General features: G+C 62.2%; 22 protein-coding genes and 1 pseudogene. 16 read left to right on the top strand and 7 right to left on the bottom strand.

Translation table 11 applies throughout. The features are described 5' to 3' along the window. Nucleotides 1–98: 98 nt before the first annotated feature. Nucleotides 99–1,769, bottom strand: a complete 1,671-nt coding sequence (gene gcbA, locus QIW53_RS24800; protein WP_371052191.1) for a diguanylate cyclase GcbA — start codon at nucleotides 1,767–1,769, stop codon at nucleotides 99–101. Nucleotides 1,770–2,174: 405 nt separating this feature from the next. Between gcbA and QIW53_RS24795 the strand changes: the two are divergent. The 10 genes and pseudogenes from QIW53_RS24795 to QIW53_RS24750 form a co-directional block, all read left to right on the top strand. After that, a pseudogene (locus QIW53_RS24795) lies at nucleotides 2,175–2,861 on the top strand (DUF2515 family protein); the annotation flags it as partial. After that, a complete protein-coding gene (locus tag QIW53_RS24790; RefSeq protein ID WP_371052190.1) occupies nucleotides 2,858–3,580 on the top strand; it encodes a hypothetical protein in 723 nt (240 codons plus the stop codon). The pseudogene QIW53_RS24795 and the gene QIW53_RS24790, both read left to right, overlap by 4 nt. Further along, nucleotides 3,559–4,065, top strand: a complete 507-nt coding sequence (locus tag QIW53_RS24785; protein WP_371052188.1) for an Hcp family type VI secretion system effector — start codon at nucleotides 3,559–3,561, stop codon at nucleotides 4,063–4,065. The genes QIW53_RS24790 and QIW53_RS24785 overlap by 22 nt, the downstream gene beginning before the upstream one ends. Then, nucleotides 4,062–4,538 (top strand): hypothetical protein, encoded by a 477-nt coding sequence (locus tag QIW53_RS24780; RefSeq protein ID WP_371052187.1) that lies wholly within the window; start codon nucleotides 4,062–4,064, stop codon nucleotides 4,536–4,538. Before QIW53_RS24785 ends, QIW53_RS24780 begins: the two co-directional genes overlap by 4 nt. Nucleotides 4,539–4,680: 142 nt before the next feature. Next, entirely contained in the window at nucleotides 4,681–5,748 is a 1,068-nt protein-coding gene (locus QIW53_RS24775) for a DUF2333 family protein (RefSeq protein WP_371052185.1), read from the top strand. A gap of 3 nt (nucleotides 5,749–5,751) precedes the next feature. Continuing rightward, on the top strand, nucleotides 5,752–6,309 hold the full coding sequence (locus QIW53_RS24770) for an NUDIX hydrolase (protein WP_371052184.1): 558 nt from the start codon (nucleotides 5,752–5,754) through the stop codon (nucleotides 6,307–6,309). Nucleotides 6,310–6,610: 301 nt separating this feature from the next. Then, nucleotides 6,611–6,982: a translation initiation factor Sui1 gene (locus QIW53_RS24765; protein WP_368556850.1), complete on the top strand. Its 372-nt coding sequence runs from the start codon at nucleotides 6,611–6,613 to the stop codon at nucleotides 6,980–6,982. Nucleotides 6,983–7,200: 218 nt separating this feature from the next. Beyond that, on the top strand, nucleotides 7,201–9,114 hold the full coding sequence (gene speA, locus QIW53_RS24760) for an arginine decarboxylase (RefSeq protein WP_371052183.1): 1,914 nt from the start codon (nucleotides 7,201–7,203) through the stop codon (nucleotides 9,112–9,114). 228 nt (nucleotides 9,115–9,342) lie between these two features. Continuing rightward, complete coding sequence (locus QIW53_RS24755; RefSeq protein ID WP_371052182.1) at nucleotides 9,343–10,650, top strand: contractile injection system protein, VgrG/Pvc8 family; 1,308 nt, start codon at nucleotides 9,343–9,345, stop codon at nucleotides 10,648–10,650. Then, entirely contained in the window at nucleotides 10,647–11,432 is a 786-nt protein-coding gene (locus tag QIW53_RS24750) for a DUF4123 domain-containing protein (protein WP_371052181.1), read from the top strand. The genes QIW53_RS24755 and QIW53_RS24750 overlap by 4 nt, the downstream gene beginning before the upstream one ends. Here QIW53_RS24750 and QIW53_RS24745 read toward each other — a convergent pair. Continuing rightward, nucleotides 11,426–12,775, bottom strand: a complete 1,350-nt coding sequence (locus QIW53_RS24745) for an MATE family efflux transporter (protein WP_371052180.1) — start codon at nucleotides 12,773–12,775, stop codon at nucleotides 11,426–11,428. The two genes, QIW53_RS24750 and QIW53_RS24745, sit on opposite strands and share 7 nt — an antisense overlap. Nucleotides 12,776–12,869: 94 nt before the next feature. Further along, complete coding sequence (locus QIW53_RS24740) at nucleotides 12,870–13,163, bottom strand: hypothetical protein (protein ID WP_371052179.1); 294 nt, start codon at nucleotides 13,161–13,163, stop codon at nucleotides 12,870–12,872. 144 nt (nucleotides 13,164–13,307) lie between these two features. Between QIW53_RS24740 and QIW53_RS24735 the strand changes: the two genes are divergently transcribed. The 5 genes from QIW53_RS24735 (at nucleotide 13,308) to QIW53_RS24715 (ending at nucleotide 16,889) form a co-directional block, all read left to right on the top strand. Continuing rightward, nucleotides 13,308–13,610 (top strand): MazG-like family protein, encoded by a 303-nt coding sequence (locus QIW53_RS24735; RefSeq protein ID WP_371052178.1) that lies wholly within the window; start codon nucleotides 13,308–13,310, stop codon nucleotides 13,608–13,610. Then, nucleotides 13,610–14,359, top strand: coding sequence for a methyltransferase (locus QIW53_RS24730; RefSeq protein ID WP_371052177.1), 750 nt, complete (start codon nucleotides 13,610–13,612; stop codon nucleotides 14,357–14,359). The genes QIW53_RS24735 and QIW53_RS24730 overlap by 1 nt, the downstream gene beginning before the upstream one ends. A 12-nt stretch (nucleotides 14,360–14,371) precedes the next feature. Continuing rightward, nucleotides 14,372–14,998 (top strand): DUF4136 domain-containing protein, encoded by a 627-nt coding sequence (locus QIW53_RS24725; protein WP_371052176.1) that lies wholly within the window; start codon nucleotides 14,372–14,374, stop codon nucleotides 14,996–14,998. 53 nt (nucleotides 14,999–15,051) lie between these two features. Next, nucleotides 15,052–15,609 carry a DUF4136 domain-containing protein gene (locus QIW53_RS24720; protein ID WP_371052175.1) on the top strand — a complete coding sequence of 186 codons (558 nt, stop codon included), beginning with the start codon at nucleotides 15,052–15,054 and terminating at the stop codon, nucleotides 15,607–15,609. 500 nt (nucleotides 15,610–16,109) lie between these two features. After that, entirely contained in the window at nucleotides 16,110–16,889 is a 780-nt protein-coding gene (locus tag QIW53_RS24715) for a response regulator transcription factor (RefSeq protein ID WP_371052174.1), read from the top strand. Nucleotides 16,890–16,904: 15 nt separating this feature from the next. Here QIW53_RS24715 and QIW53_RS24710 read toward each other — a convergent pair whose 3' ends face one another. The 4 genes from QIW53_RS24710 to QIW53_RS24695 all read right to left on the bottom strand — a co-directional run bounded on the left by QIW53_RS24710 (nucleotide 16,905) and on the right by QIW53_RS24695 (nucleotide 22,502). Continuing rightward, the gene (locus tag QIW53_RS24710; RefSeq protein ID WP_371052173.1) at nucleotides 16,905–18,575 is read right to left on the bottom strand and encodes a ShlB/FhaC/HecB family hemolysin secretion/activation protein; all 1,671 of its coding nucleotides are present in this window, start codon (nucleotides 18,573–18,575) and stop codon (nucleotides 16,905–16,907) included. Between the two features lie 98 nt (nucleotides 18,576–18,673). Further along, the gene (locus QIW53_RS24705; protein WP_371052172.1) at nucleotides 18,674–20,068 is read right to left on the bottom strand and encodes a collagen-like triple helix repeat-containing protein; all 1,395 of its coding nucleotides are present in this window, start codon (nucleotides 20,066–20,068) and stop codon (nucleotides 18,674–18,676) included. Nucleotides 20,069–20,290: 222 nt separating this feature from the next. Next, entirely contained in the window at nucleotides 20,291–21,145 is an 855-nt protein-coding gene (locus QIW53_RS24700; protein WP_371052171.1) for a MaoC family dehydratase, read from the bottom strand. 4 nt (nucleotides 21,146–21,149) lie between these two features. Then, nucleotides 21,150–22,502 carry a 3-oxoacyl-ACP reductase gene (locus QIW53_RS24695; RefSeq protein WP_371052170.1) on the bottom strand — a complete coding sequence of 451 codons (1,353 nt, stop codon included), beginning with the start codon at nucleotides 22,500–22,502 and terminating at the stop codon, nucleotides 21,150–21,152. A gap of 145 nt (nucleotides 22,503–22,647) precedes the next feature. Here QIW53_RS24695 and QIW53_RS24690 point away from each other — a divergent pair, with 145 nt between their 5' ends. Then, nucleotides 22,648–23,925 (top strand): acetyl-CoA C-acetyltransferase, encoded by a 1,278-nt coding sequence (locus tag QIW53_RS24690; protein ID WP_371052169.1) that lies wholly within the window; start codon nucleotides 22,648–22,650, stop codon nucleotides 23,923–23,925. Nucleotides 23,926–24,042: the final 117 nt, after the last annotated feature.

The raw sequence follows: 24,042 nt of genomic DNA, 5'->3' as shown, positions 1-24,042 counted from the left end.
GCGACTAAAAGGAGGGTATTGAAATTGGTCAGCAACTTGAGGCGCATCGCGGACTACCGACGGCAGAATGGTAAGTCCATGAAGTTATTGCGATTGTGTTACACGGTTATGACGGAGTCGGTCGATTCCGATGAAAAGATGGCACTTTGCTTTGACGTGCGGGTGACGTGCACGCGATTGCGTCCGGCATGCTTGGCGCGGTACAGCGCTTCGTCCGCCAGACTGGCCATCATCAGGCTGTCAGAGTCTTCGCAGAGCTCGACCACCCCGGCGCTGAACGTGCACCACAGGTCCTGAGGTTGCGCCGGGTAGTGAATTTCCGCAAAGCGCTGGCGGATTTCGTCGAGGACCTGGTGTGCCGCCTCGATGTCGGTGTCGGGCATGACGATGGCGAATTCTTCGCCGCCGTAGCGGCCGATGAAGTCAGTCTTGCGCAGGCGCTGCTTGAGAAACAGCGCCAGGCTCTTGATCACCCGGTCACCCATGGGGTGGCCGTGGCTGTCGTTGACCCGTTTGAAATGGTCGATGTCGAGCATCGCAAAACTCAAGGGCTTGCTCTCGCGGCGGGAGCGGAAGCTGCAGTCTTCGAGCAATTGCAGGATGTGCGTGTGGTTGTACAGGCCGGTGAGGCTGTCGCGCACCATCCGTGCCTTGAGGTTGCGCGCCCGCGCCGCACGGTTGCGCACGGTGGTGATCAGGTGCCGGGGCTTGATCGGCTTGGTGAGGAAATCGTCGCCGCCCTCGCTCATGGCGTCGAGTTGCTTGTCCAGGTCGTCCTCGGCGGACAGGTAGATGATCGGCACGCTGACGTAGCGGTCGTTGTGCCGAATCACCTTGGCCAGTTCCGTGCCGGTGCAGGTCGGCATGTACATGTCGAGAATGATCAGGTCGGGCTGGAAGTCCGCCAGTTCGGCCATGGCCTGGATCGGATCGATCAGGGTGCGCGTGACGATCCCGGCGCTGTTGAGCAGGCGTTCGGTGTGCAAGGCCTGGGCGCGGGAATCGTCGATGATCAGCACTTTATAAGGCTCGTACTGCGCGACGCAGGTCAGGACCTCGATTTTCTCCAGCAGGCTCGAGGCTTCGAGGGTGCCGGTCAGGAACTCCTGGCCACCGGCACGCACGGCGGCCAGGCGCGTCGGTGTGTCGGTTTCGTGCAGGCTGAAGAACAGCAGTGGCAAGGGTTCGTCCAGGCCGACCTGGGCTTCGGCAGCCAGTTTCAGGCCAATGCCGGGGCCGCTGAAGTCCACATCCATGACGATCGCGGCGGGCAGGCGTTCGACCATCGACGAGCGAAACGCCGCCACGCTGTCGAGGGACTGGGCGCTGAGCCCGAAGAACTCGAGCTGCTTGGCCAGGCGCTCGGCACGGTCGTGATCCTGCAGCATCACGTAGATCGGCTTGCGCAGTGGCGGCAGGAACGTTTGTTCCAGTTGGTCGCCATGACGCAGGCCGGTGCGCGACAGGCGCTGCATCAGGCGGTTGAGGTCGGTGATCAGGCCGCTGCTCAAGCGTCCGCGATTGGCGTCGACTGCTTCGAGTGACTGGCCGATGTGGCGTGCCAGTTGGCTGTGTTCCGGCTGTTCGAAGCGCTCGGCGAAACGCAGCAGGCGCAGATTGGCCTCGCTCAGTTCCGTCAGATCGGCGATGGACCACTCAGTGCGTTGCAGGCGCTGCCAGATCTCAAGAATTTGACGTGCCTGATGAATTACCCGTTGGGCAAAGTGGTGCTTGAGGCGATCGCGGCTTGGGTCTTCTGGCTCGGTCATATCCTGACTACTAGGTAGGGTGCATGCTGAGGTCGACTGGTGGCTCTATGCTAGCACCTCTTTTCGGTAGGATGAGTGTCGTACGTCAATAATCTGCAACGTGCATGCATTCAGTTTCTGACTCGATGGTCGGAAAATGTCCGCCCATTTTTCGGAAGGCCCTGTAAAACGGGCTGTTCAGGCGTTTTCCGCCGCCTATTTACGAAGGCTCTGTCACGTTGTCGCACACTTCCTGTCAGGCAATTCTGATTTTTTGTCGGGTGGATTCAAACGGCTTTTCGCGCTGTTAGGGTTCAGGGAAACCCCTAGAGGTGGCCGCGATCATGAGCCAGTGTTTCAAGGACCAACCCTGCGATACCCAGCGACTGAACCACAACACCCTTGCGGTGGCCGAGTGTGAAGGCCGACTACCAGGCGGCGGACGAACGCAACCCGGCGCTCCCGTTTGACTATCGATCGCAGGGACAGGACTTATCCGTTGTGCAGCAGCAGTTCCGGCATGTGTACGACATGATGGCGTTGGGAAACACCACGCTGTTTTTGGATGTGTTTCCGTTGCATGAGTTTTATGCGAAGCGGGGGTGGAGGGAGTTTGAGGAGTGTTTAGGGGCTCGCGAGAGTATTCACGGCCATCCGAAATTTCCCGTGTTGTGGCCGGTGGGGCAGGAGCAGCTGAAGTTTGGGCAGGATCATATCGATATCTTGCAGGGGTTTTCAGCAATAGAAGCAGGTGATATTCCCAAGAGCGTCGAACATCTAGCCTGGCACGAGCAGCAGAACATTCTCCAACCCACGATTTACAGCGACCTGCAATTAGTCGCTCTGCTTCGCGGCAACCATATTTCCTACGTCACCGGTATTCCTTCGGGTGTGGCTCAAGCGATCGAGTTGACTCTCACAAGTCAGTGCGAGCGCGTTACAGACGGCCGGACAATCGAATTCAGCGACAACCGTTGGGCGGATCTATCGGACTTATCTCAGCGGATGCCCTTTGTTCTTAGAGCCGCGGCCAGTTTTGACCGCATGCTCAAAGACAGCAACCGGAGTGCGCTGGAACAGTCCATCCGAGAAATAGCGGGCGGCGAATCATGATTGTGCGAAGAATCGGCTGGTACCGTTTGGCCGCCTTGGTGTTTCTAGGCGTTCTGTTCATAGCGGCAACGCATCGCTTGATCGAAGCCCTTTCGAAAGAGCCGGTAGTTGCATTGGAAATGGGCGGCACTTACGAAACTCTGCGCAAGCATTCTTCGGTTGCGTTCACCCAGAAGATACCTGGCCATATCTGGATGGGCATCCCCCGCACCGATGCCCGACTTCGGTTCATTGATCCGCAATATGAGTTCGTTACTCCAAGAGCACGCTTTTTCACCGTTATCTTTGACGACAACATTGTCTCGAGTATCCGCATGTCACCACAGGTTGAGCCGTTGCTCCTGGACGACGCCCTGAAGGTCGCACTGGATTTACAGGACCAATGGCGCCAACGCGGCTGGCGAGTCGCTGGCCGACAAAGTTTTCCACCCTTTGCCGATACGCCTGAATGGCGAGCGCAGCTGCGAGACGAAAATCGAGGCGGAAAGGTGTACTGGAAGGCTGACAAAAAATATCAGGTCACGATGTTCATGCACCGTTTCAAGTACGACAAACAACCCGACGAAGAACGCTACCTCATCACCTTGTCCATCGGCAAACCCTGGACACCTTTCGAAGAGGACGGCGATTACGCCGTCGAGCCGGCCCCGACCGATTCGATCACCCCGCTGTTACCCACAGAAAAAAGGAGCCTTCCATGCCAAGCCCCGTCTTCATGACTCTCTACGGTGAACAACAAGGCCTGATCAGCGCGGGCGCCTACAGCGAAGCGTCGGTGGGCACCGGTTATCAACAGGGGCGCGAGGACCAGATCATGGTTCAGGCCCTGAGCCATGGGATCCTTGTGCCGAAGGGGGCGAGTGCGGGGCGCAGGATGCACAAGCCCTTGATCATCACCAAGGTCATCGACAAGGCTTCGCCCTTGATCAACATCGCGTTGTGTTCAGGTGAGATGCTCACTCAGTGCCGGATCGAGTGGTATCGCCCTTCGGCCCAGGGTGTGCAGGAACATTTCTACACCCTGGAACTGGAGGATGCGTTGATCGTCGGTGCCGATCTCCTCATGCCCCACTGCCAGGACGCCAGTAGCGCGCACCTCACTCAGTTGGAGAAGGTTCATTTCAGCTACCGTCGTATCTACTGGCGGCATGAAATCAGCCGGACCATGGGCTGCGACGAGTGGCATGGCGAGGCACATCAATGAGGCTGGTCAGCGATGTCTGCCTGTCCGATTGGGAGCGCCGGCATGCCTGGCCCCGCGAACAGGCGCTGGAGCTGATGGGCGAGGCGCTGTGGGGGCGGCAAGCGGTTGAAGGTCTCGATCAGTTGCGTGCGGGCCTGCTGATCGACCTCGACAGTGAAGTGCTGGACCAGATCGAGCAGGGCGAATGGTGGTTGATCAGGCCCGAGGCCGACTACCTGGACTGGGGCATGCCGCTGCAGGCGTTTGACCCGAAGGTGCTGGCGCTGATGCACAATCCGCCCGCCCAGCCCGCGAGGCGGCCCAGCCTGTATCGCCTGGTAGAGAGCGTTACGAGCCAACCGCTGGTCAACTGCCAGCACCTGGCCACGGTGGACGGCGAGACGGCCCGGCGTCGCACCGATGGCGAGGGCATCACCCATCTATGGGTTGCGGCGGGTGTACTGGAGATTTCAATGCAGATCAAAAACGCCTGATCCAGCCAGGCCAGCTAGAGTTCACGGGTATGCCGCAGCACTGCTTTTTTCCGGATCACCCGACGACGGGTGCCGGGCCAAGGCACGTTGTTGTATGGTTGTGGTCGAAACGATGAACTCAAGTGATTGAAAGGATATCGCCATGCTGGACTGGAAGAACCGCGCGGGCAGCGCGCCTGAACGACCTGCTGAACCGAAGTCGGCCACCCGCAGTTACGTCGGTGGCCTGTTGTTCAGCCGGGCGCTGGCCACGTTGATCGGTCTCTACCTGATTGTGACCATTGCGCTGGGCTGGTACTGGAGTCAGGAGCCGGCGCTGTTCCCGGTTCAACAGAACGCCCAGCTGGCCGCCGAGAAAGAAGGCAAGCAGATGGTCATCGGCTACACCACGGTGGAAACCCTCAAGACGGTCGCCGATACCCTGCTGACCAAACCGGGCGGCTATATTTCCAACGACCGCTTCCCGCCAGGCCTGTGGATGGATAACACGCCGAGCTGGGAGTATGGCGTGCTGGTCCAGGTCCGCGACCTGACGCGTGCCCTGCGCAAGGATTTCGCCCGCTCGCAATCGCAGTCCGCCGAAGACGCCGATCTGGCCAAGGCCGAGCCGCGTTTCAACTTCGATAACAAGAGCTGGGTGTTGCCTTCCAGTGAATCCGAGTACCAGGAAGGCATCGCTTCCCTGAGCCGCTATCAGGCGCGCCTGTCCGATCCGCAGCAGAAAAACGCGCTGTTCTACGCCCGCGCCGACAACCTGAACAACTGGCTGGGCGATGTTGGCACGCGCCTGGGGTCGCTGTCGCAACGTCTGTCGGCCAGCGTCGGCCGGGTCAAGTTGAATACTGCGCTGAAGACTGAAGTCGTCGCGCCGGGCGAGGTGCCGCAGGTCGACGAAGAAATCGTCGAAACCCCTTGGATGCAGATCGACAACGTGTTCTACGAGGCGCGCGGTCAGGCGTGGGCGCTGTCCCATCTGCTGCGGGCCATCGAGGTCGATTTCGCCGATGTGCTGGCGAAGAAGAACGCGACGGTCAGCGTGCGCCAGATCATTCGTGAGCTGGAAGCTTCGCAGGAACCGGTGTGGAGCCCGATGATTCTCAACGGCAGTGGCTTTGGCGTGTTGGCCAACCACTCGCTGGTCATGGCCAACTACATCTCCCGGGCCAACGCGGCGGTGATCGATTTGCGTCAACTGCTCAATCAGGGCTGAGTCATGGTCGATAACGCGAGGGAGGCTGCCCATCGTGCGGCTTCCGATGCCGAACAGATCGCCTGGGTCGACGAGCAGGACAACCTGCTCGGCGCCCTGGTCCGCTCCGACCTGCGCGAACGCGGTCTGATCGGGCGCGGCACCTACATCATGCTGTTCAACTCCGCCGGGGACCTTTGTGTGCACCGGCGCACCCTGAGCAAAGCGATCTATCCCGGTTACTGGGATGTGGCGGCGGGGGGCATGGTGCTCGCCAGCGAAACCTACGCCGAGTCGGCTGCTCGGGAACTGGAGGAGGAGTTGGGGGTGAGTGGTGTGGAACTGACCGCCCACGATCACTTTTTCTTCGAGGACACGGGTAACCGTCTCTGGTGTTCGGCCTTTTCGGCAGTGTGGGACGGTCCCTTGCTCCTGCAGCCCGAGGAAGTGCTGGAAGCGCGCTTCATACCGATTGATCAGGTCATGCTGGAAATCCAGCAAAAGCCTTACTGCCCGGACTCGTTGGCCGCCTTGAAGCGCTATCTGCGGGCTCACCGGGACGACGTCGCAAAAGAGGCATAAATTGGCGCCCATTGGCTCTTAGCAATCGGTGGTTTTGCCGTTACACTGCGCGACCTTTTCAAGCTGTAGCGGCATTGCTCCACCCCTTCTGTAGGAGCGAGCATGCTCGCGATGGGCGAATGTTCGACACGGGGCTAGCTGTTCCCCGCGTTATCGTTAACGCGCATCGCGAGCATGCTCGCTCCTACAGTCGGCAGGGTTCTGCCATTACAGTAGCGCTGCCCCTGCCTGAGTGGGGCTTCGCGGTCGATAGCCTTGCCCGAGGCTGCGACCAGTCTTTGTCCTCCATAGAGGATTGCCGGTGGCCAAAAAAGCCGCATCCTTCGCCGCCTTGGGTGGCTTGGTATTTTCCACCGACGCAGGTCGTCATTGCCCGGAATGCAGTAAACCGGTGGACGCCTGCATCTGCAAACAGACCGTCATCCCGGCCGGCGACGGCATCGCTCGCGTGCGTCGCGAAAGCAAGGGCCGTGGCGGCAAGACGGTGACCACCATCACCGGCGTGCCGCTGGCTGAAGACGCGCTCAAGGAACTGGCCACCACGTTGAAGAAACGGTGTGGCACCGGCGGGGCGTTGAAGGACGGTGTCATTGAGATCCAGGGCGATCACGTCGAGCCGTTGTTGGCCGAACTGATCAAGCTCGGTTTCAAGGCGAAAAAGTCTGGCGGCTAGCAGCCTCTGTGAAGACCACCTGTGGCTTGATCCAGTCCTGAAATCCTCGGGTCTGGCGTCGTCACCATGGTTTTCACAGAGCCTGTTCCCGACTGGCTTCTAAACTCGTTGCGGTGGACGGGGTCTACCCCTTCGTTGACGAACCGTCATTTTCATCCTTTAGACTGCGCCGGCCTGAATCCAGGCGACGCTCTATGACTTCTTTATAGGGGACTTCAATGTCCGTACGACGCACACGCAAAGACGATGGCAGCCAATGGACAGTTGCGGACAGCCGCAGTGTTTACGGGATTCGCCATTGGGGGGCCGGGTATTTCGCGATCAATGACGCCGGTCGCGTCGAGGTTCGTCCGAACGGACCCGACAGTTCGCCTATCGACCTGTTCGAGCAAGTCGACCAGCTGCGTCAGAGTGGCCTGTCCTTGCCGTTGCTGGTGCGTTTCCCGGACATCCTGCAAGACCGCGTGCGTCAGTTGACCGGCGCGTTCGACGCCAACATCGCGCGCCTGGAATACCAGAGCCAGTACACCGCGCTGTATCCGATCAAGGTCAACCAACAGGAAGCGGTGATCGAGAACATCATCGCCACGCAGAACGTGTCGATCGGCCTCGAAGCCGGCTCCAAGCCGGAACTGCTGGCCGTGCTGGCCCTGGCACCGAAGGGCGGCACCATCGTCTGCAACGGTTACAAGGACCGCGAGTTCATCCGTCTGGCGCTGATGGGCCAGAAGCTTGGGCACAACGTGTTCATCGTGATCGAAAAAGAATCCGAAGTGGGGCTGGTGATCGAAGAAGCCGCTTCGCTGAAGGTCAAGCCGCAGGTCGGCCTGCGCGTGCGCCTGTCGTCCCTGGCCTCGTCGAAGTGGGCAGACACCGGTGGTGAGAAATCCAAGTTCGGTCTGTCGGCAGCGCAGTTGCTGTCGGTGGTCGAGCGTTTCCGCGCCGCAGGTCTGGACCAGGGCATTCGCCTGCTGCACTTCCACATGGGGTCGCAGATCGCCAACCTGGCGGACTACCAGCACGGTTTCAAGGAAGCGATCCGTTACTACGGCGAACTGCGCAACCTCGGCCTGCCGGTGGATCACATCGACGTCGGCGGCGGTTTGGGCGTGGACTACGATGGCACCCACTCGCGCAACGCCAGCTCGATCAACTACGACATGGACGATTACGCCGGTGTCGTGGTCGGCATGCTCAAGGAGTTCTGCGACGCGCAGAGCCTGCCGCATCCGCACATTTTCTCCGAGAGCGGCCGTTCCCTGACCGCGCACCACGCCATGCTGGTGGTGCAGGTCACCGACGTCGAGAAACACAACGACGACGTGCCGCAGATCGAGAACAAGGAAGCACTGCCGGAAACCGTACAGTGGCTGGTCGACCTGCTCGGCCCGACCGATATCGAAATGGTCACCGAAACCTACTGGCGCGCTACGCACTACATGAGCGATGTGGCCGCCCAGTACGCCGACGGCAAACTGACCCTGGCGGAAAAAGCCCTGGCCGAGCAATGCTACTTCGCGGTGTGCCGTCGCCTGCACAACTCGCTGAAGGCGCGCCAGCGTTCCCACCGCCAGGTGCTGGACGAGCTCAATGACAAGCTGGCCGACAAGTACATCTGCAACTTCTCGGTGTTCCAGAGCCTGCCGGACACCTGGGCCATCGGCCAGGTATTGCCGATCCTGCCGCTGCACCGCCTCGACGAGGAGCCGCTGCGTCGCGCCGTGCTGCAGGACCTGACCTGCGACTCGGACGGCAAGATCAAGCAGTACGTCGACGAGCAGAGCATCGAAACCAGCCTGCCGGTGCACGCGCTGAAGGACGGTGAAGACTACCTGCTGGGCATCTTCCTGGTGGGCGCGTATCAGGAGATCCTCGGCGACATGCACAACCTGTTCGGTGACACCGACTCGGTGAACATCTACCAGAATGCCGACGGCAGCGTGTATCACGCGGGTATCGAAACCCACGACACCATCGAAGACATGCTGCGTTACGTGCACTTGTCGCCGGAGGAACTGATGACCCACTACCGCGACAAGTGCGCCAGCGCCCGTATCACGGCCGCCGAGCGTACCCAGTTCCTCGACGCCCTGCGTCTGGGCCTGACCCGTTCGTCTTACCTGTCGTCCTGACGTCAGTCCGTTCCAGGTTGTCTGAAAATGTACCGCTCGCTGCGGGAATTTCAGATAGCCTGGGTGCGGCGTTTCTTCATTTTTCCGGGGAGTTGCTCCAGCTTCCGGCCATCAAAGTCATATGGTCTTCTTTTCGCGTAGGCCATTTCCTAAGTTGTACTTCAGCTCTCTACTCGGCCATGTCTCTCGGCGAGAATCCCCGGCCGCCCCTCCTGTAGAGAATCGCCGATGTTCGATCCAGTCAACGAGCCCGCATTTCGTCTGGATGTAGCCGGTTTGCCTGATCCCCTGGAAGTCCTGGCCTTCAATGGCAGGGAAGCGATCAGCGAACCCTTTGCGTTCGACGTGGATCTGCTGATCGAAGACCCGACCCTTGACCTCGCCAGTTTGCTGTACCGACCGGCTGCGTTGCATTTCGGGGCGCAGGGCGCGATTCAGGGTCAACTGCACGAACTCGTGCAGCGTGATCATGGCACCCGGGCCAGGCTCTGCCAGGTACGGCTGGGGCCAAGGCTGGCGTGTCTTGGCCAGCGTGTGAGTCAGCGAATTTTCAATGCGCTGTCGGCGCCCGAGATTCTCGATCAGGTGCTCAGGGAGCATGGCATCGTCGGCCAGGAGCGACGCTTCGAGTTGACGGCCGATTACCCGCCACTGGATTTCTGCACCCAGTATCGAGAGTCGGATCTGCAGTTTCTTCAGCGCCTGTGCGCGCAGCAATCACTGCATTACCACTTCGAGCATCAGGAGCGCGGACACTGCGTGGTGTTTGGTGATGGTCACGGGCATTTCCGTACTGGCGCATGCGCCTCGTTTCGGGGCGATGGCGAGCGTCCCGGCGTGCGCCAGTTTCAAGTTCAGGCCGGGCAGTGCCAGGCACCCGGCGCCGAGGGCCGCAGCGATCTGCCGGATTTGCGCAGCGGGTATTCTATGCCCTTGACCGGCCATCCGGTCGCCGAGTGGAACCAGCAGTGGCTGCTGACTCAGGTCGAACACCGGGGTAGTCAGGACCCCTTCGAACCCTACAGCAACCAGATCTGCGCCGTGCCTTGGCCGGCACCGGTCACCCTGCCTCGACGTCCCGCAAAACCGCGAATGCACAGCCTGCAACGGGCCTGGGTGGTGGAGGTCGATGAGCTGCGGCCGGACCCTTCCCGGCCTGTTGCCGTCCAGTTCGACTGGCTCTATCAGGGCGAAGGTGCGAGCCCCAGCCATTGCTGGTTGCCGCTGGCCGGCGAACTTCAAGGTTCGGATGCCTTCTGTGAGGGCACCGAGGTGGTGGTCAGCTTTATCGAGGGCGACCCCGACCAGCCGATGATCTGCGGTTTTCTGCCCACGCCCGCGGCGGTCGAAGAGGTCCAGGCGACGGCTGCGTCATGGGTGGCGCCGGCCGGGGAAGGGATGCTGGAACTGCTGCGCTCGGGTGAGCCTCTGGTGATGTTGTGCCTGATGCCCGGTGGCGGCAGTTTCAGCCATTGTCCCGAGACGTTGTGCACCTGTCGGGCGTTGACCCTCTCTGGCCCGAGCGGTGTTGCATGATCGGTGCGAGTGCGCAATGGCTGTTGCTGGATGTACCGAGTGTCCCCCAGGCGCGGGCATTGTTGCGAAAGGCGTTACCCCTGGACCGCTGGCTATGGTTGTTCGAGGGCACGCAATGGCACGCGTTGCGCGAGGACGGGCCGGCGCTGATCGATCTGCGCCAGTGCCCGGCGCTGGCGCGGGCGTGCTACAGCCAGGCGCAGGTCTGCCGTGGTTTGCTCATTGTCAGCGAAGCGCCGCCCACGCGATTGCTCGAACATTTGCGGCGCATGCTCACCGTCACGCTGGGGCTGCACCACCGGGCCCTCCTGAATTACTACAATCCGAACACGGCCAGCTATTTTTTCGATGCCTGCGATGCCCAGGAACTCAGTCGCTGGCTGGGCCCGATCAGCCAGTTACACTGGTTCGGCGGGACCTGGGCCGACCGGGCGTTCGGCAGCCAGGGGTGGCAGCAGTTGCTCAACCCGGCGCTGGCCGTGCGTCCTTTGGCGGTCGAAGAAAGCCTCAGCCTGCGCCAGCGGGAAAAGCTGCAAGTATGTCTGTTGGAACAGCACGCCTGGCACTGGAGCCAATCCACCGGGACCGACTACCGGCGCCTGTGGGCGTACCTGCAGGAAGGGCTGGCGCTGGGGTTCAGCGATCGGCCAGTGCTCGATGGCTGGTTATGGCTGCGCCTGCAACACCCGACCGCCACGCTGGTGTTGCCGTTGCAGGGGCTGACGCAGCAGGAACGCCTGGACAGCCTGAGCAAGCGCTGGCAGGACGATCAGGCTCAATGAGTGCGCCCGGCAAACCAGCGATCATGCTTGCGCAACGACCAGGCGATGGCGCCGAGGGTCAGGCTGCGCAGCACCATGAACAATAGAAACGCCACCCAAAGGCCATGGTTGCCCAGGTCGCGCAGGGCCCAGGCGAACGGCAGGATCAGCAACACCGCCAACAGCATGCCGTTGCGCATTTCCCGTGCTCGGGTGGCGCCGATGAACAGGCCGTCGAGCACGTAGCTCCAGACCGCAATCAACGGCAGAGCAGCCAGGTAGGGCAGGTAGATGAAGGCTGTGTCGCGCACGCTCTGGATGTCGGTCTGCATCTCGATGAACAGGTGCCCGGCGAACAGGAACAGCGTGGCAAACCCCAGGCTCGCCAGCAACGACCAGCCGCAGGCCACGACCAGCGAGCGGCGCAGGGCGTCCCGATCGCGCGCGCCAATCGCGTGCCCGCACAGTGCTTCGACGGCGTGGGCCAGTCCATCCAGTGCATGGGCGGTCAGCAGCAAGCCGTTGAGCAGCAGGGCGTTGGCGGCAACGGTGGCATCCCCCAGCCGCGTGCCTTGCACGGTGATCAGCATGAACACCAGTTGCAGCAACAGGCTGCGGATAAAGATGTCGCGGTTGACGGCCAGCAGCGGGCGCCAGCTCTGCCACAGCGCCAGGGCGGCCCAGGCGATCTGGCCGGGGTAGGCGCGCAAGGCCTTGCGGGTCAGCAGCAGGCCGATCAGCGCGCCGGTCCATTCGGCAATCACCGAGGCCCGGGCGGAACCGGCCACCCCCCATTCCAGACCGAGTACGAACCACAGGTTCAGGGCAATGTTCACCAGGTTGGTACCCAGCAGGATCGCCAGCGGTGCCCGGGCGTTCTGGGTGCCGAGAAACCAGCCGACCAGCGCATAGCTGGCCAGCGCCGCCGGCAGGCCGAACAGGCGCGTGTGGAAAAACTCCCGGGTCATCTGCTCCAGTTCCGCCGAGGGCTGCATGAAGTGCAGGGCGAGGCCGCTCAACGGAATTCCCAGCGCACCCAACACGACGGCCAGCGCCATCGCCAGCAACAGTCCCTGCAACAGGATCTGCCGCAGCGCCGTACCATCGGCACGGCCGGCGGCCTGGGCGGCAAAGCCGGTGGCGCCCATGCGCAGGAAACTCATGGCCCAGGCCAGAAAACTGTACAGGCTGGCCCCGACCGCGACGGCGCCCAGTTGGTGGGCGTGGGGCAAGTGACCGATGACGGTGCTGTCGACCAGCGCCACCAGTGGCACGGAAATGTTCGAGAGAATCATGGGGGCGGCGAGCGCCCAGACCCGGCGATGGGTGGGGCGGTCGCGCCAGTCGGCGATCAGGTTGGACATGCAGGCTCCTTGGAGAACCGGCATTGTAGCGATTGCGGCGGGAGGCGCGCTGAACATTGTGGGAGCCGGCGCGCTCCCACAAGCGTTGCCGGGATCAGTGAATGATCCAGCTCAACAGCCACAACCCCAGCAGCAACCAGATGATCCCCATGATGATCGATGCATTCATGAACGCCCGGATCGCCGACCACAGCAGCATGAGGCCAACGATCAACGCGATGATGCTGACGATCGACGTGTCCATGCCCAGCGTGCGGGACAAGCCTTCGACAAAATTGCTCCCGGCGTTGCTCAGCAGATTGAACAGCCCGCCGAGGGCGTCAACGATAAAGCGGATGACCGAACCGAGGGCCTGGCCGAGCCATTCGAAAAAGCTTTCTACCTGCATGTCGTTAACGTCCTGATGTCTGTGGTTGAGCCTTGGGCCACGGATGAGCGCGGCGAGTTCCATAGCCGGATCGTCTGAGTATGGCGCAAGAAACTTGCCTTCATGGTTTATCCCCCCGAAGCTATACGCCTTCAGGAGAACCCGATGAACCTTGTTGAACTGACCGAACGCCTGCACGCCATCCGTGATCGCAATGACTGGCGGCCATTTCACAGCCCGAAAAACCTGACCATGGCCGCGAGCGTGGAAATGTCCGAGCTGGTGGAGATCTTCCAGTGGCTGAGCGAAGACCAGTCTCGCCAGTTGCCGGCGGATAAACTGGCCCATGCCGGTCAGGAGGTCGGTGACATCGTGCTGTACCTCCTGCTGCTGTGCAGCGAGCTGGGGCTGGACATGAACGAAGTGGTTCGCAGCAAGCTGGCCGACAGTGAGCGGAGGTTCAGCTGATGAGCGACCGGCATTTCGATCAACTGGCGACCCGGTTCGCCGAGAAAATCTACGGTGGGGCCAAAGGCGCGATCCGTCTGGCGGTATTGCAGGCCGACCTGGCCGACGCCCTGCCGGATCGACCGCTGCGGGTGCTCGACATCGGCGCGGGGCTGGGCCACATGTCATTGTGGCTGGCCCAGCGCGGTCATGAGGTGACGCTGGCTGAACCGGCCGAGCCGATGCTCGAAGGCGCTCGCCAGCGTTTCGCCGAGGCCGGGCAGAACGCGACCTTCATTCAGGCGCCCTGGCAGGACCTGCTCGGCCAGCTCACCGAACCCTACGACCTGGTGCTGTGCCACGCCGTACTGGAATGGCTGGCCGAACCCCATGGGATCTTGCCCGTGCTGCATCAGCTGACGCGTCAGGGCGGCTGGCTCTCCCTGGCTTTTTACAATCGCGATGCGCTGATCTATCGCAACCTGCTCAAGGGCCACTTCCGCAAAATGCGCAAGAATGACATGGCCGGCGAAAAACAGAGCCTGACCCCGCAACAACCGCTTGATCCGCGCGAATTGGCGGCGCAACTTGAAGGCTTGTGGCAGGTCGAAACACAGAGCGGGGTAAGGGTATTCCATGACTACATGCCCGTTGAGTTCCAGGCCCGCGCCGAACTGGTGGACTTGCTGGAAATGGAGCTGGCCCATCGGCGTCACCCGAGTTTTGCCGGGCTTGGGCGTTACCTGCACTGGATTTGCCGGCCGGTCTGATCGGAGCGCGAAATGAAAAGTCGTTCAGGGTTACTGGTGATCTGCCTGGGGCTGGCCGCCTGCCAGGGCAGCAATCCGTACGTGGCGAGTTCCAGGCCCCTGCCACCGGCACCGCCGCAAGCGGCCACGACTTTCGACCGCAGTGCCTACCCGGCCGCGCCTCGCGATTACGGTCGCTACCGCAGTTGGGCCTGGCTCAATGGGACGTTGCCACCGGGCACGGCCTGGGCAGACTCGGCACAGGTCGCCGAGGCCGTGAGCAACGCCCTGGACCAGCGTGGCCTGCGGCCGCTGCATGACAATCGCCCGGCGGACCTGTTCGTCAGCGCCAACCTGCACATGGAAACCCGCCTGCGCCAGTATCAGGACGATTACGGTTACTACGGTGGGGGCTACGGCGGCGGATATGGCGGGTACAACCGCTACGGCAGCGGGTATGGCATGTACAGCACCGTGCCGATCGTGCGGACCTACTCGGAGCAGGTCGTGGTGGTGCAGGTGAACCTGTTCGATGCGCAAAGCGGTCAGCCGGTGTGGAGCGCCAGTGCCGAAACCAGCAGCAAGAAAAGCCAGAGCGCGCAAGCCGATGCCATTCGGGAGGCTGTGGAAAAAGCCATGTCTGCGTATCCTCCCAGTTAGCTTCTACAATACAAGGCAATGCGCAGGTTCATGTCTTCAACTGGAGAATCATCATGTTCCGCCGTCTCGTTCTACTGGCCGTGGCCGTCCTCCTGAGTGCCTGTGCCGCCAACCAGGTCAATCATGACTTCGATGCCAGCCGCGATTTTGCGGCCTATCGCAGCTGGAGCTGGAAAGAACCCGCCCTGCAATATCGTCCCGATGACCCTCGGATCAAGAGCGACCTGACCGAACAGCGCATCCGCCAGGCGGTTACCGAACAACTGGACCAGCGCGGTTTACGTCCGGCGGCGGCAGGCAGCAAGGGTGATCTGTGGGTGCAGACCTATCTGATAGTCGAAGACCGCCAGCAGCAGGTGACCACCAACTATGGCGGCGCCTGGGGCAACCCCTGGAATGGCTACTGGGGCGGTCCGATGTACAACGAAACCCGCAACATCACCTACAAGGTGGCGACCATCCAGGTCGATCTGCACGATGGCAAGGACGGCAAGCTGGTGTGGCGCGGCAGTGACGAGCAAATTCTCAGCCGCACACCGAACCCGTCGGATCGCAGCACGGCGATCCAGGATACCGTCAGAAAGATCCTCGCCAACTACCCGCCGCGCTGAGTCCTTCAAAGCACTTCAAACGGTAGGAGCGAGCCTGCTCCGGGCGGCGTTCCGACGATAGCGGTTTATCAGTCAGCATTGATTCGACTGACGGTCCGCCATCGGACGCCGGCTCACTCCGTAGTGACGAATCCCCATCGTATTTTCGTAAAAATGAATGACGGCATTTTGCTGGCGACGGACGGTGTTCCGGTGTTTTTTACGGCTGAGCGACAACCGGTAAGGCGCGAAATGGACAGCCTTTTGCACCTGCCAAACATTTGGCGCTAGCGCGGTCAACGACTTAGCGCATCTTCTTCGATTGTGAGGCTTTGCGCGTCAATCAAGCGTCTACGTCGCCGTACGTCATTCTCTAATTTTTTTGCACGTCGACCTGGATCCAATTGTCGAACTCTGTATGACAGTGCCTACAGGTGCGTCTACTTTGAACACGAGAAGTCGTACAGCTAATGACTGCCTGTACAGGAATGGTCAGCACTTGACCCGACAAGGAGTTGCACTTGAACAAGACGGTGTCGCCGGTAAAGGTGCTTGTAGTCGACGATCAACCCTTGATTGTCGAGATGGTATGCGAGTTTCTGGAGGGCAGCGGGTACAGCTGCGTACCCTGCGAGTCGAGCCACACGGCCGTGGAGCGATTCACTGAGGACGCAGAGGTTGGCCTGGTGCTGTGCGATCTGCACATGCCCGGTCTGGATGGCATAGAACTGGTGCAGGAACTGCAACGGGTCTCCGGCAAATCCCGCGCCTTCGAGGCGATCATGCTGACCGGTCACGCCGAGAAGCAGGATGTGATCAAGGCCTTGCGGGTGGGCATTGCCGACTACTACCAGAAGCCGCTCAATCTAGCGGAGATGCTCGAAGGTGTTCAGCGTCGGGAAAGGGCCTTGCGGGAGCGGCAAAAAACCGTGCAACTGGGGCTGTTGAGCCAGAAGCTGCAGTACCTGTCCGCGTCGATCGATGACCTGTACCAGGACCTCGACAACATCCGCCATGGAGTAGAGTTGCCGCACACGACCGAAGTGGATGCCAACGCAGAGGAGGCGGCGGTTCCAGAGATTTTCCGTCAGCTGTCTCCAAGACAGCTGGATGTCGCACGGCTGGTTGGAAAAGGCCAGACCAACTATCAGATCGCCTGTGAACTGGGCATTACCGAGAACACCGTCAAGCTGTATGTGTCGCAAGTCTTGCGCCTGACCCACATGCACAATCGCACGCAACTGGCGCTGGCGCTCGCGCCCGGTAGTTCGGGAGCGCAGCGGAAGGATACGACCCATTGATGACCCAATCCGCGCCTACAACTGATAGCTGAAGCTGAGGCTGTACCTCGGTTTGCGATTGAACGTATCCAGCGCTTTTTCCGACATCGGCTTGGCTGCCTCGAGCGCAATGTTGTAGTACTTCGCATCGCCAAATCGCACCCCCAGCGCCGCTGAGGACAGGTCGTTGCCCTTGGCCGGCAGCTCGTTGAACCAGGTTTTGGCACGGTCCAGTACCACGTAAGGCTGCACGATCCTCAACCAGTTTGCGTCGCGGTTGAAACTGTAGTTCAGCTCATAGGCCACACCCCAACCCTTGTCGCCGGACGCCTGGTCGTCGGGGTAGCCACGACCGAAATTCTGCCCACCGAACACTGCACGTTCACTCTCGGGCAGGGTATCGGCGCTCCAGTACAGAGCAGCGGAGATCACCCCCTGCCAGTGGTCGAAAAACCGGTCGCTCTGCACCCCCGAGACGCGCACGCGGAAGAAGTCCAGGTCGAGTTCGGGATCATTGGTCTTCGCGCCCAGGCCATCGATGCCTTGATACAAACCGCCGCTGATGATCCGCAACTGCGTCTGGTCGGCCTTGCGCCAGTCGCCTTCGAAGGCCAGGGCACGGATGTCGCTGCGCTGCTCAATGTCCAGTGGCAGGCCGATGACCTGATAACGTGTCTTGTCGTTGACCGCATACAACCGCGCGCCGGCGCTGAACAGCTCGTTGGGGCCGGCGATCAGCGGATGGCTGACGCCGACGGAGTACCGGTCGTTTTCTCGATGGGGCTGCAGCTCGATGCCATTGTCCAACTGCACCCGGGTGCCGGGCTCGGCCCGATAGCGCGAGGCCGACAACGCCAGTTGCGTGCCTTCGGCATTGAGGAACTGGTTGTAGTCCAGACGGTAGTAATGCTCATGGTCGTCACCGGGTGGAAACAGCCCGCTGAGGCTCAGTTGCTCGCCCATCGCGGTCTGTGAGTTGCTGCTTACGCCGAGCAGCGCCTGGGTGCCGTTGCGGTTGTCCTCGGTGGCGTTCAGGCTGCTGGTGAAAGGTTTCCGGGTGGCCTGGACGGCCAGGTAGCCCGCACCGTCGGTGGTGCCCGGTGGCGGCACCTGGGCTTGCAGAGTCACGCCGGGAATCCGGCTCATCAGCGTGGTGTAGCGCTCGAAGGTCTTGCGGGTCAGTGGCCGTTCGGCCTGAAGTTTGGCCACCAGTTCATCGAGCAGTCCCTTGACCCGTCCGATGTCGCCCTGCAGCCGGTAGTCCTTGATGTAGCCTTCCACCAGCACCACGCGCGCCACCCCGCCATCGAATGACTGCTGAGGCAGAAAGGCGTAGGACAACAGGTAGCCGTCCTGTTGATAGCGGCGAGTGATGCTGCGGGTGGCTTCGATCAGGTCGGCCAGGCTGCTTTCATGGCCTACCAGCGGTTGATAGAGCGCTGCCAGTTCGCTGAGTGGGTAGAGCGTGCCGCCTTCGATCTGCACGGTCTTGAGGTTGACCCGCGTGCCCATCAGCAAGGGTTGTGCCTGCGCCGCTCCGGGCTCCGGGACCTGCAAGGGTGCGGCAGTGGGGCGATAGGCGTCGGCGGGCAGATTGGGGACGGGGAGGTTGCGCACAGTGTCGTTGCTGTTCAGAAAACTGGGGAGTGTGTCTGCGAAGGCGCAGGAACAGAGGGTGAGCAGTAGCAATGACGCCATGACGCGCATAAGACATTCCCTGTTCAGTGTGCAACCTGGCGTTCATGTCCAGGACAGCCTGCGCAAGACGGCTGGACCGTCATGCGCAGGCAACCAAGGGGCGCTGATCAACGGCGATTGCCACCCAGCAGGCCACCGCCCGCCCCGCCGTTGACCAGTCCGCCCGCAGCGGTGACGGTATTGCCCAGAGAGTTCACCGTATTGCCCAGCGTCGTGGTGACCGGATTGGCATTGCTGGCCGCAATCGCGGTGCCGAGGTTGGCCACGGCACCTCCGGCCTGGCCCGTCAGACCCGCAACCGGAGCACCGAGGCCGGTCGCTGCACCGACATTCTGCGTGACGCCGCTGACGGCGCCGACCACCGGGCTGAGCGCTGTGCCGAGGTTACCGCCGACGCTGGCCAGTGGCGCGGTCGCGCCGAGGTTGGCAACGCCGGAGCCGCCCAGGGCGCCGCCGACACTGGCGACCAGATTGCCGCCGGCCACCGCGTTATTGCCGACGGCACCGACCACGGCATTGCCGCCGGTCAGGCCTTGGCCGAGGTTGGCCACCGCGCCGCCCACGGTCTCCAGCAAGCCGTTGCCACCCGTGCCTGAACCGCTGCCGTTGGCCACCAGCCCTCCGGCCTTGCCGACGGCGGTGCCGGTATTGCTCACAGCGGTGCCCAAGGTGTTGGTCACAGGATTGCCGTTGCCCGCCTGGGTGACGTTGTCGCCCACGCCTTTCACGGTATCTCCCACTTGCTTGATGGCGCCTTTAAGCGGATCACCCAGGCCGGTGGCGTCGCCGACCTGGTCGGTGGTGTTTTCCACCAGGGCGATCACCGGCACCAGTGCGTTGCCGGTTTCCTGAGTGACCGAGCCCAGCGGGCCCGTGGTGGTGGCGGTGCTCAGGGTGTCGCCGAGCATCGTGACTTTCTGGCCGACGCCATCGAGTACCGGCGCAACGCGGGTGACCACGCCGCCCGCGACGGGAATGCTGCTGGTGGCCGTGGCCAGTTTGCCGCTCAGGTCGGAAACGCCATTGCCGGCATCCTGGACCACGCCGCCCACCGCCGAGGCGGTGACGCCGAGACCGTTCGGATCGGTGCCCAGCTTGCCGACGCCGTTGGCCAGGCCGTCACCCAGTGTGGTGACCACATTGCCTGCGGTATTGGCGACGCTCTGCACCACACCGCCGGCGACGGGCACGCTGCTCAGTGAATCGCCGATCTGGCCCACGCCATCGCCCACACCGCTGACGGTGGTGCCGACATCCTGCACCAGCGTGGTGGTGACCAGAGGCGTGGTACCCGGTGGGGTCGTGCCGCCGCCCCCGCCGCCGCCCGATCCGCCACCAGAACCATCGCCGCTACCACCACCGCCAGCCCCTGCTGTGCTGTCAGGTGAACTGCTGCCGGAACTGCTGTGATGCCCGCCACCGCCACTGCTGCAACCGCCCAGGCCCAGGGACAGGATGAGTGCCAGGGCCGTTGCCGATTTACACCACACTGGATTTTTCATGGGTAGATTCCTTGCACCTGTAACAACGCCGTTGTTTCGCCAGCTCGCCGTGACTGCCGACGATGCTGTCTTCTTCCGTTGTTGACATAAAAGGCGCAAGCGCTCTGGAGCGCCATTCTCCAATTGGTATTAACACCTTGGATAACGACGTGCAGCGGCTGTGAAAGGGGGGATCGTTCCCACTCGAAACGTGGAAACGATCAGGGAGCGGGGGCTGAAGCGTCAGGCGATCGGACGCCAATGACCCACCATGTGTTCAAGGTCGCCAGCACCCAGCAGTTGAAAGTCTCCACTGGAACCGGCCGCACTGGCGAACAGGAAGACCTCGCCGGGCAACCTCACCGGTTTACGAAACTGCACCGCAATCTCGATATTCGCCGACGGTAAATGCTCGGCCAGCGCCGCGAGTGTGCGAGCCTTGATCCACAACCCGTGGGCGATGGCCGTGGGGAAGCCGAACAGCTTGGCGCTCGCGGCACTGAGGTGAATCGGGTTGTAGTCACCGGACACTTTGGCGTACTGCCGACCGATGTCCGTGGGGGCTTTCCAGCGTGTCACTTCGCTTTGCACCTGTGAGGTCGTCCAATCCTCCTCGACCGGCTCACCCTCGAGTTTCACCCCGCGACAGAGCATCCGGCTGTGCGCTTCCCACAGGGGGCCCAACTGATCGTCCAATGTCGTCACCAGGTCGAACGTCGCGCCCTTGGCGTGGGGCTGCAGGTTCTCCACACGAACGCCGACCCTCACGCGGTTCACCCCTCCCAAGGGGCGCAAGACGCTGATCCGGTTGCTCAAGTGGATCAGCCCCAGCAGCGGAAACGGAAAGGCCTTGGCCGTGAGCAATTGCATCTGCAAGGCAAACGCCAGGATGTGGGGATAGGTGGGCGGCAGCAGGCCGTTGTCGGCGAAGCCGCAGACGCCACGGTAGGCGGCCAGGCGTTTGGCATCGACGTCGACCCAGCAGCGTAAACCGGTGTCGGGTAATGTGCTGCCCGTGATCTTGCGTCGTGTTGCGGCCCGCGCATACAACCCTGGCAAGCCAGGTTCGCGGTCGAGGGTGTGCCAGTCGGTGCTCATGTCCTCAGGCCCCCAGAACGCTTTGGCCGCAGACCCGCAGCGCCTGACCGGTGAATGCGCCGGTACCCGGTTGCGCCAGCCAGGCCACCGCTTCGGCCACGTCCTGCGGCAAGCCACCCTGGCCCAACGAACTCATGCGCCGACCCGCCTCACGCAAGCCGAACGGAATGTGCGCGGTCATCTGCGTCTCGATGAAGCCGGGGGCCACCGCATTGATGCTGATCCCACGCTCATTGAGCTGCGGTGCCCAGGCTTCGGCCAGGCCGATCAATCCGGCCTTGCTCGCCGCGTAGTTGGTCTGGCCGCGATTACCGGCGATGCCGCTGATCGATGCCAGCAGGACGACCCGGCCATTGTCGTGCAAGGTGCCGCTGTCGAGCAGGGCCCGGGTCAGCACCTGTGGCGCGTTGAGATTGACCGCGAGCACCGCGTCCCAGAATTCCGGGGTCATGTTGGCCAGGGTTTTATCGCGGGTGATGCCGGCGTTGTGGACCACGATGTCGATCCCGTCAGGCAGGTGTTCGATCAACTGCGCGGAGGCGTCCTCGGCGCAGATGTCCAGGGTGATGCTGCGCCCGTCGAGGCGCGCGGCCAGCGCGTCGAGATCGGTTTTGGCCGCTGGCACATCGAGCACAATGACCTCGGCGCCGTCACGGGCCAGGGTTTCGGCGATGGCGGCACCAATCCCCCGCGCAGCGCCTGTGATCAGTGCCTTGCGCCCCGCCAATGGCCGCGTCCAATCCGTCACGGGCGTGTCGCAGGGGTTCAGACGAATCACCTGCCCGGACACGAAAGCGCTTTTGGGCGAGAGGAAAAACCGCAAAGGCCCTTCCAGTTGGTCCTCGGCGCCTTCGCCGACATGAATCAGCTGCAGGGTGCCGCCGCTGCGCAGTTCCTTGGCCAGCGAACGGCTGAAGCCTTCGATGGCACGCTGGGCGCTGGCGGCGAAGGGGTCGCTCAAGTCTTGTGGTGCGCGCCCGAGAATCACCAGGTGCGCGCTGTGATCGAGGTTTTTCATCAGCGGTTGAAAGAACTCGCGCAACTGCTTCAGCGCGTCGGTGTGCACCAGGTCACTGGCGTCGAACACCACCGCCTTGAGTTTGGGACCGTGACCGGGAATCCACGCGGTGGCCATCGACGGCTCGGTGCCATAGCTGTAGATCGCATCGGTCAGGCGGTTGGCGAAAGCGCTGACTTTTTCCGCCAGCGGCCCGCCGCCGATCAGCAGCGCCCCTTCGACCGGTCGCAACCGGCCAGCTTGCCAGCGCTCCAGCCGCACCGGTGAAGGCAGGCCCAGGGCCCCGACCAATCGATGGCCGATGGACGAATTGGCGAAGTCGATATAGCGGTCAGACATGGAACGCGCTCCGGTAGCTGGGGTTCAAAGTGTGGACCACGAATGGCAATCGGTCGTTCGATTTCCGGGATAAAGCCTACGCTTGAGCTTTCAGGCTCGCTCCCACAGGGGAAACGCACATTTTTCGATTGAGAAGGAGCTTTTCATGACTCAGTTGCGCCGCGTCGCGATCATTGGCGGCAACCGCATTCCATTCGCCCGCTCCAATGGGCCTTACGCCACCGCGAGTAACCAGGCCATGCTCACCGCAGCGCTCGAAGGCCTGATCGAGCGTTTCAACCTGCATGGCCTGCGCATGGGGGAAGTGGCAGCCGGTGCGGTGCTCAAGCATTCCCGGGACTTCAACCTGACCCGCGAATGCGTGCTCGGTTCGCGACTCTCGCCGACCACCCCGGCCTATGACATTCAGCAGGCGTGCGGTACGGGCCTCGAAGCCGCGTTACTGGTCGCCAACAAGATTGCCCTGGGCCAGATCGAGTGCGGCATTGCGGGCGGGGTCGACACCACGTCCGACGCGCCCATCGGCATCAACGAAGGGCTGCGCAGGCTCCTGCTGCAAGCCAATCGCGCCAAGACTACCGCTGACAAACTGAAGTCCTTCCTGCAATTGCGCCCGGCTCATCTGATCCCGGCGTTTCCGCGTAACGGCGAGCCGCGCACCGGGCTGTCCATGGGCGAGCACTGCGAGTTGATGGCGCAGACCTGGAATATCGCGCGCGCAGAGCAGGATCAACTGGCGCTGGAGAGTCATCAGAAGATGGCGGCGGCGTATGCCGAGGGCTGGCACAACGACCTGATGACACCCTTCCTCGGCCTGACCCGCGACAACAACCTGCGCCCGGACCTGACCCTGGAAAAACTGGCGTCGCTCAAACCCGCCTTCGAGAAAAGCGCCAAGGGCACGCTGACAGCCGGCAACTCGACACCCCTGACCGACGGCGCATCGCTGGTGCTGCTGGGCAGTGAGGCGTGGGCCAGGGAGCGTGGTCTGCCGGTCCTGGCCTATTTGCGCGATGGCGAGGCCGCCGCCGTGGACTTCGTCAACGGGGCCGAGGGCCTGCTGATGGCGCCGGTGTACGCGGTGCCCCGTTTGTTGGCGCGCAACGGCCTGACCCTGCAGGACTTCGACTATTACGAAATTCACGAAGCCTTCGCCGCGCAAGTGCTCTGCACCCTGAAGGCCTGGGAAGACCCGCAGTACTGCCAAACCCGCCTGGGCCTCGACGCACCGCTGGGCACCCTCGACCGCAGCCGGCTCAACGTCAAGGGCAGCTCGCTGGCGGCGGGGCATCCGTTCGCGGCCACCGGTGGGCGCATTGTCGCGAACCTGGCCAAGTTGCTCGATGCCGCCGGGAAGGGGCGAGGATTGATTTCGATCTGTGCGGCGGGTGGGCAGGGAGTGACAGCCATCCTCGAACGCTGACCAATGCTTTCGGCCGACCCCTGACCCTGTGGGAGCGGGCTTGCTCGCGAATGCGGTGGTTCAGCTAAACAGATTTCGCTGAACCACCGCATTGGCTCAGTCTCTGAGACACAACTG

The organism is Pseudomonas fluorescens, from assembly GCF_041354075.1.
In the GTDB taxonomy this organism is placed as follows: domain Bacteria; phylum Pseudomonadota; class Gammaproteobacteria; order Pseudomonadales; family Pseudomonadaceae; genus Aquipseudomonas; species Aquipseudomonas fluorescens_CE.
This window is presented reverse-complemented; position numbering and strand designations above follow the sequence as displayed.

Coding starts and splice junctions, on each gene's coding strand:
- QIW53_RS24785 (WP_371052188.1), top strand. CDS start 3,559: ATGCCAAGCCCCGTCTTCATGACTCTCTACGGTGAACAACAAGGCCTG.
- QIW53_RS24750 (WP_371052181.1), top strand. CDS start 10,647: ATGATCGGTGCGAGTGCGCAATGGCTGTTGCTGGATGTACCGAGTGTC.
- QIW53_RS24700 (WP_371052171.1), bottom strand. CDS start 21,145: ATGAGCACCGACTGGCACACCCTCGACCGCGAACCTGGCTTGCCAGGG.
- QIW53_RS24735 (WP_371052178.1), top strand. CDS start 13,308: ATGAACCTTGTTGAACTGACCGAACGCCTGCACGCCATCCGTGATCGC.
- QIW53_RS24730 (WP_371052177.1), top strand. CDS start 13,610: ATGAGCGACCGGCATTTCGATCAACTGGCGACCCGGTTCGCCGAGAAA.
- QIW53_RS24770 (WP_371052184.1), top strand. CDS start 5,752: ATGGTCGATAACGCGAGGGAGGCTGCCCATCGTGCGGCTTCCGATGCC.
- QIW53_RS24720 (WP_371052175.1), top strand. CDS start 15,052: ATGTTCCGCCGTCTCGTTCTACTGGCCGTGGCCGTCCTCCTGAGTGCC.
- QIW53_RS24740 (WP_371052179.1), bottom strand. CDS start 13,163: ATGCAGGTAGAAAGCTTTTTCGAATGGCTCGGCCAGGCCCTCGGTTCG.
- QIW53_RS24690 (WP_371052169.1), top strand. CDS start 22,648: ATGACTCAGTTGCGCCGCGTCGCGATCATTGGCGGCAACCGCATTCCA.
- QIW53_RS24780 (WP_371052187.1), top strand. CDS start 4,062: ATGAGGCTGGTCAGCGATGTCTGCCTGTCCGATTGGGAGCGCCGGCAT.
- QIW53_RS24725 (WP_371052176.1), top strand. CDS start 14,372: ATGAAAAGTCGTTCAGGGTTACTGGTGATCTGCCTGGGGCTGGCCGCC.
- QIW53_RS24775 (WP_371052185.1), top strand. CDS start 4,681: ATGCTGGACTGGAAGAACCGCGCGGGCAGCGCGCCTGAACGACCTGCT.
- QIW53_RS24790 (WP_371052190.1), top strand. CDS start 2,858: ATGATTGTGCGAAGAATCGGCTGGTACCGTTTGGCCGCCTTGGTGTTT.
- QIW53_RS24705 (WP_371052172.1), bottom strand. CDS start 20,068: ATGAAAAATCCAGTGTGGTGTAAATCGGCAACGGCCCTGGCACTCATC.
- speA (WP_371052183.1), top strand. CDS start 7,201: ATGTCCGTACGACGCACACGCAAAGACGATGGCAGCCAATGGACAGTT.
- QIW53_RS24710 (WP_371052173.1), bottom strand. CDS start 18,575: ATGCGCGTCATGGCGTCATTGCTACTGCTCACCCTCTGTTCCTGCGCC.
- gcbA (WP_371052191.1), bottom strand. CDS start 1,769: ATGACCGAGCCAGAAGACCCAAGCCGCGATCGCCTCAAGCACCACTTT.
- QIW53_RS24695 (WP_371052170.1), bottom strand. CDS start 22,502: ATGTCTGACCGCTATATCGACTTCGCCAATTCGTCCATCGGCCATCGA.
- QIW53_RS24745 (WP_371052180.1), bottom strand. CDS start 12,775: ATGTCCAACCTGATCGCCGACTGGCGCGACCGCCCCACCCATCGCCGG.
- QIW53_RS24755 (WP_371052182.1), top strand. CDS start 9,343: ATGTTCGATCCAGTCAACGAGCCCGCATTTCGTCTGGATGTAGCCGGT.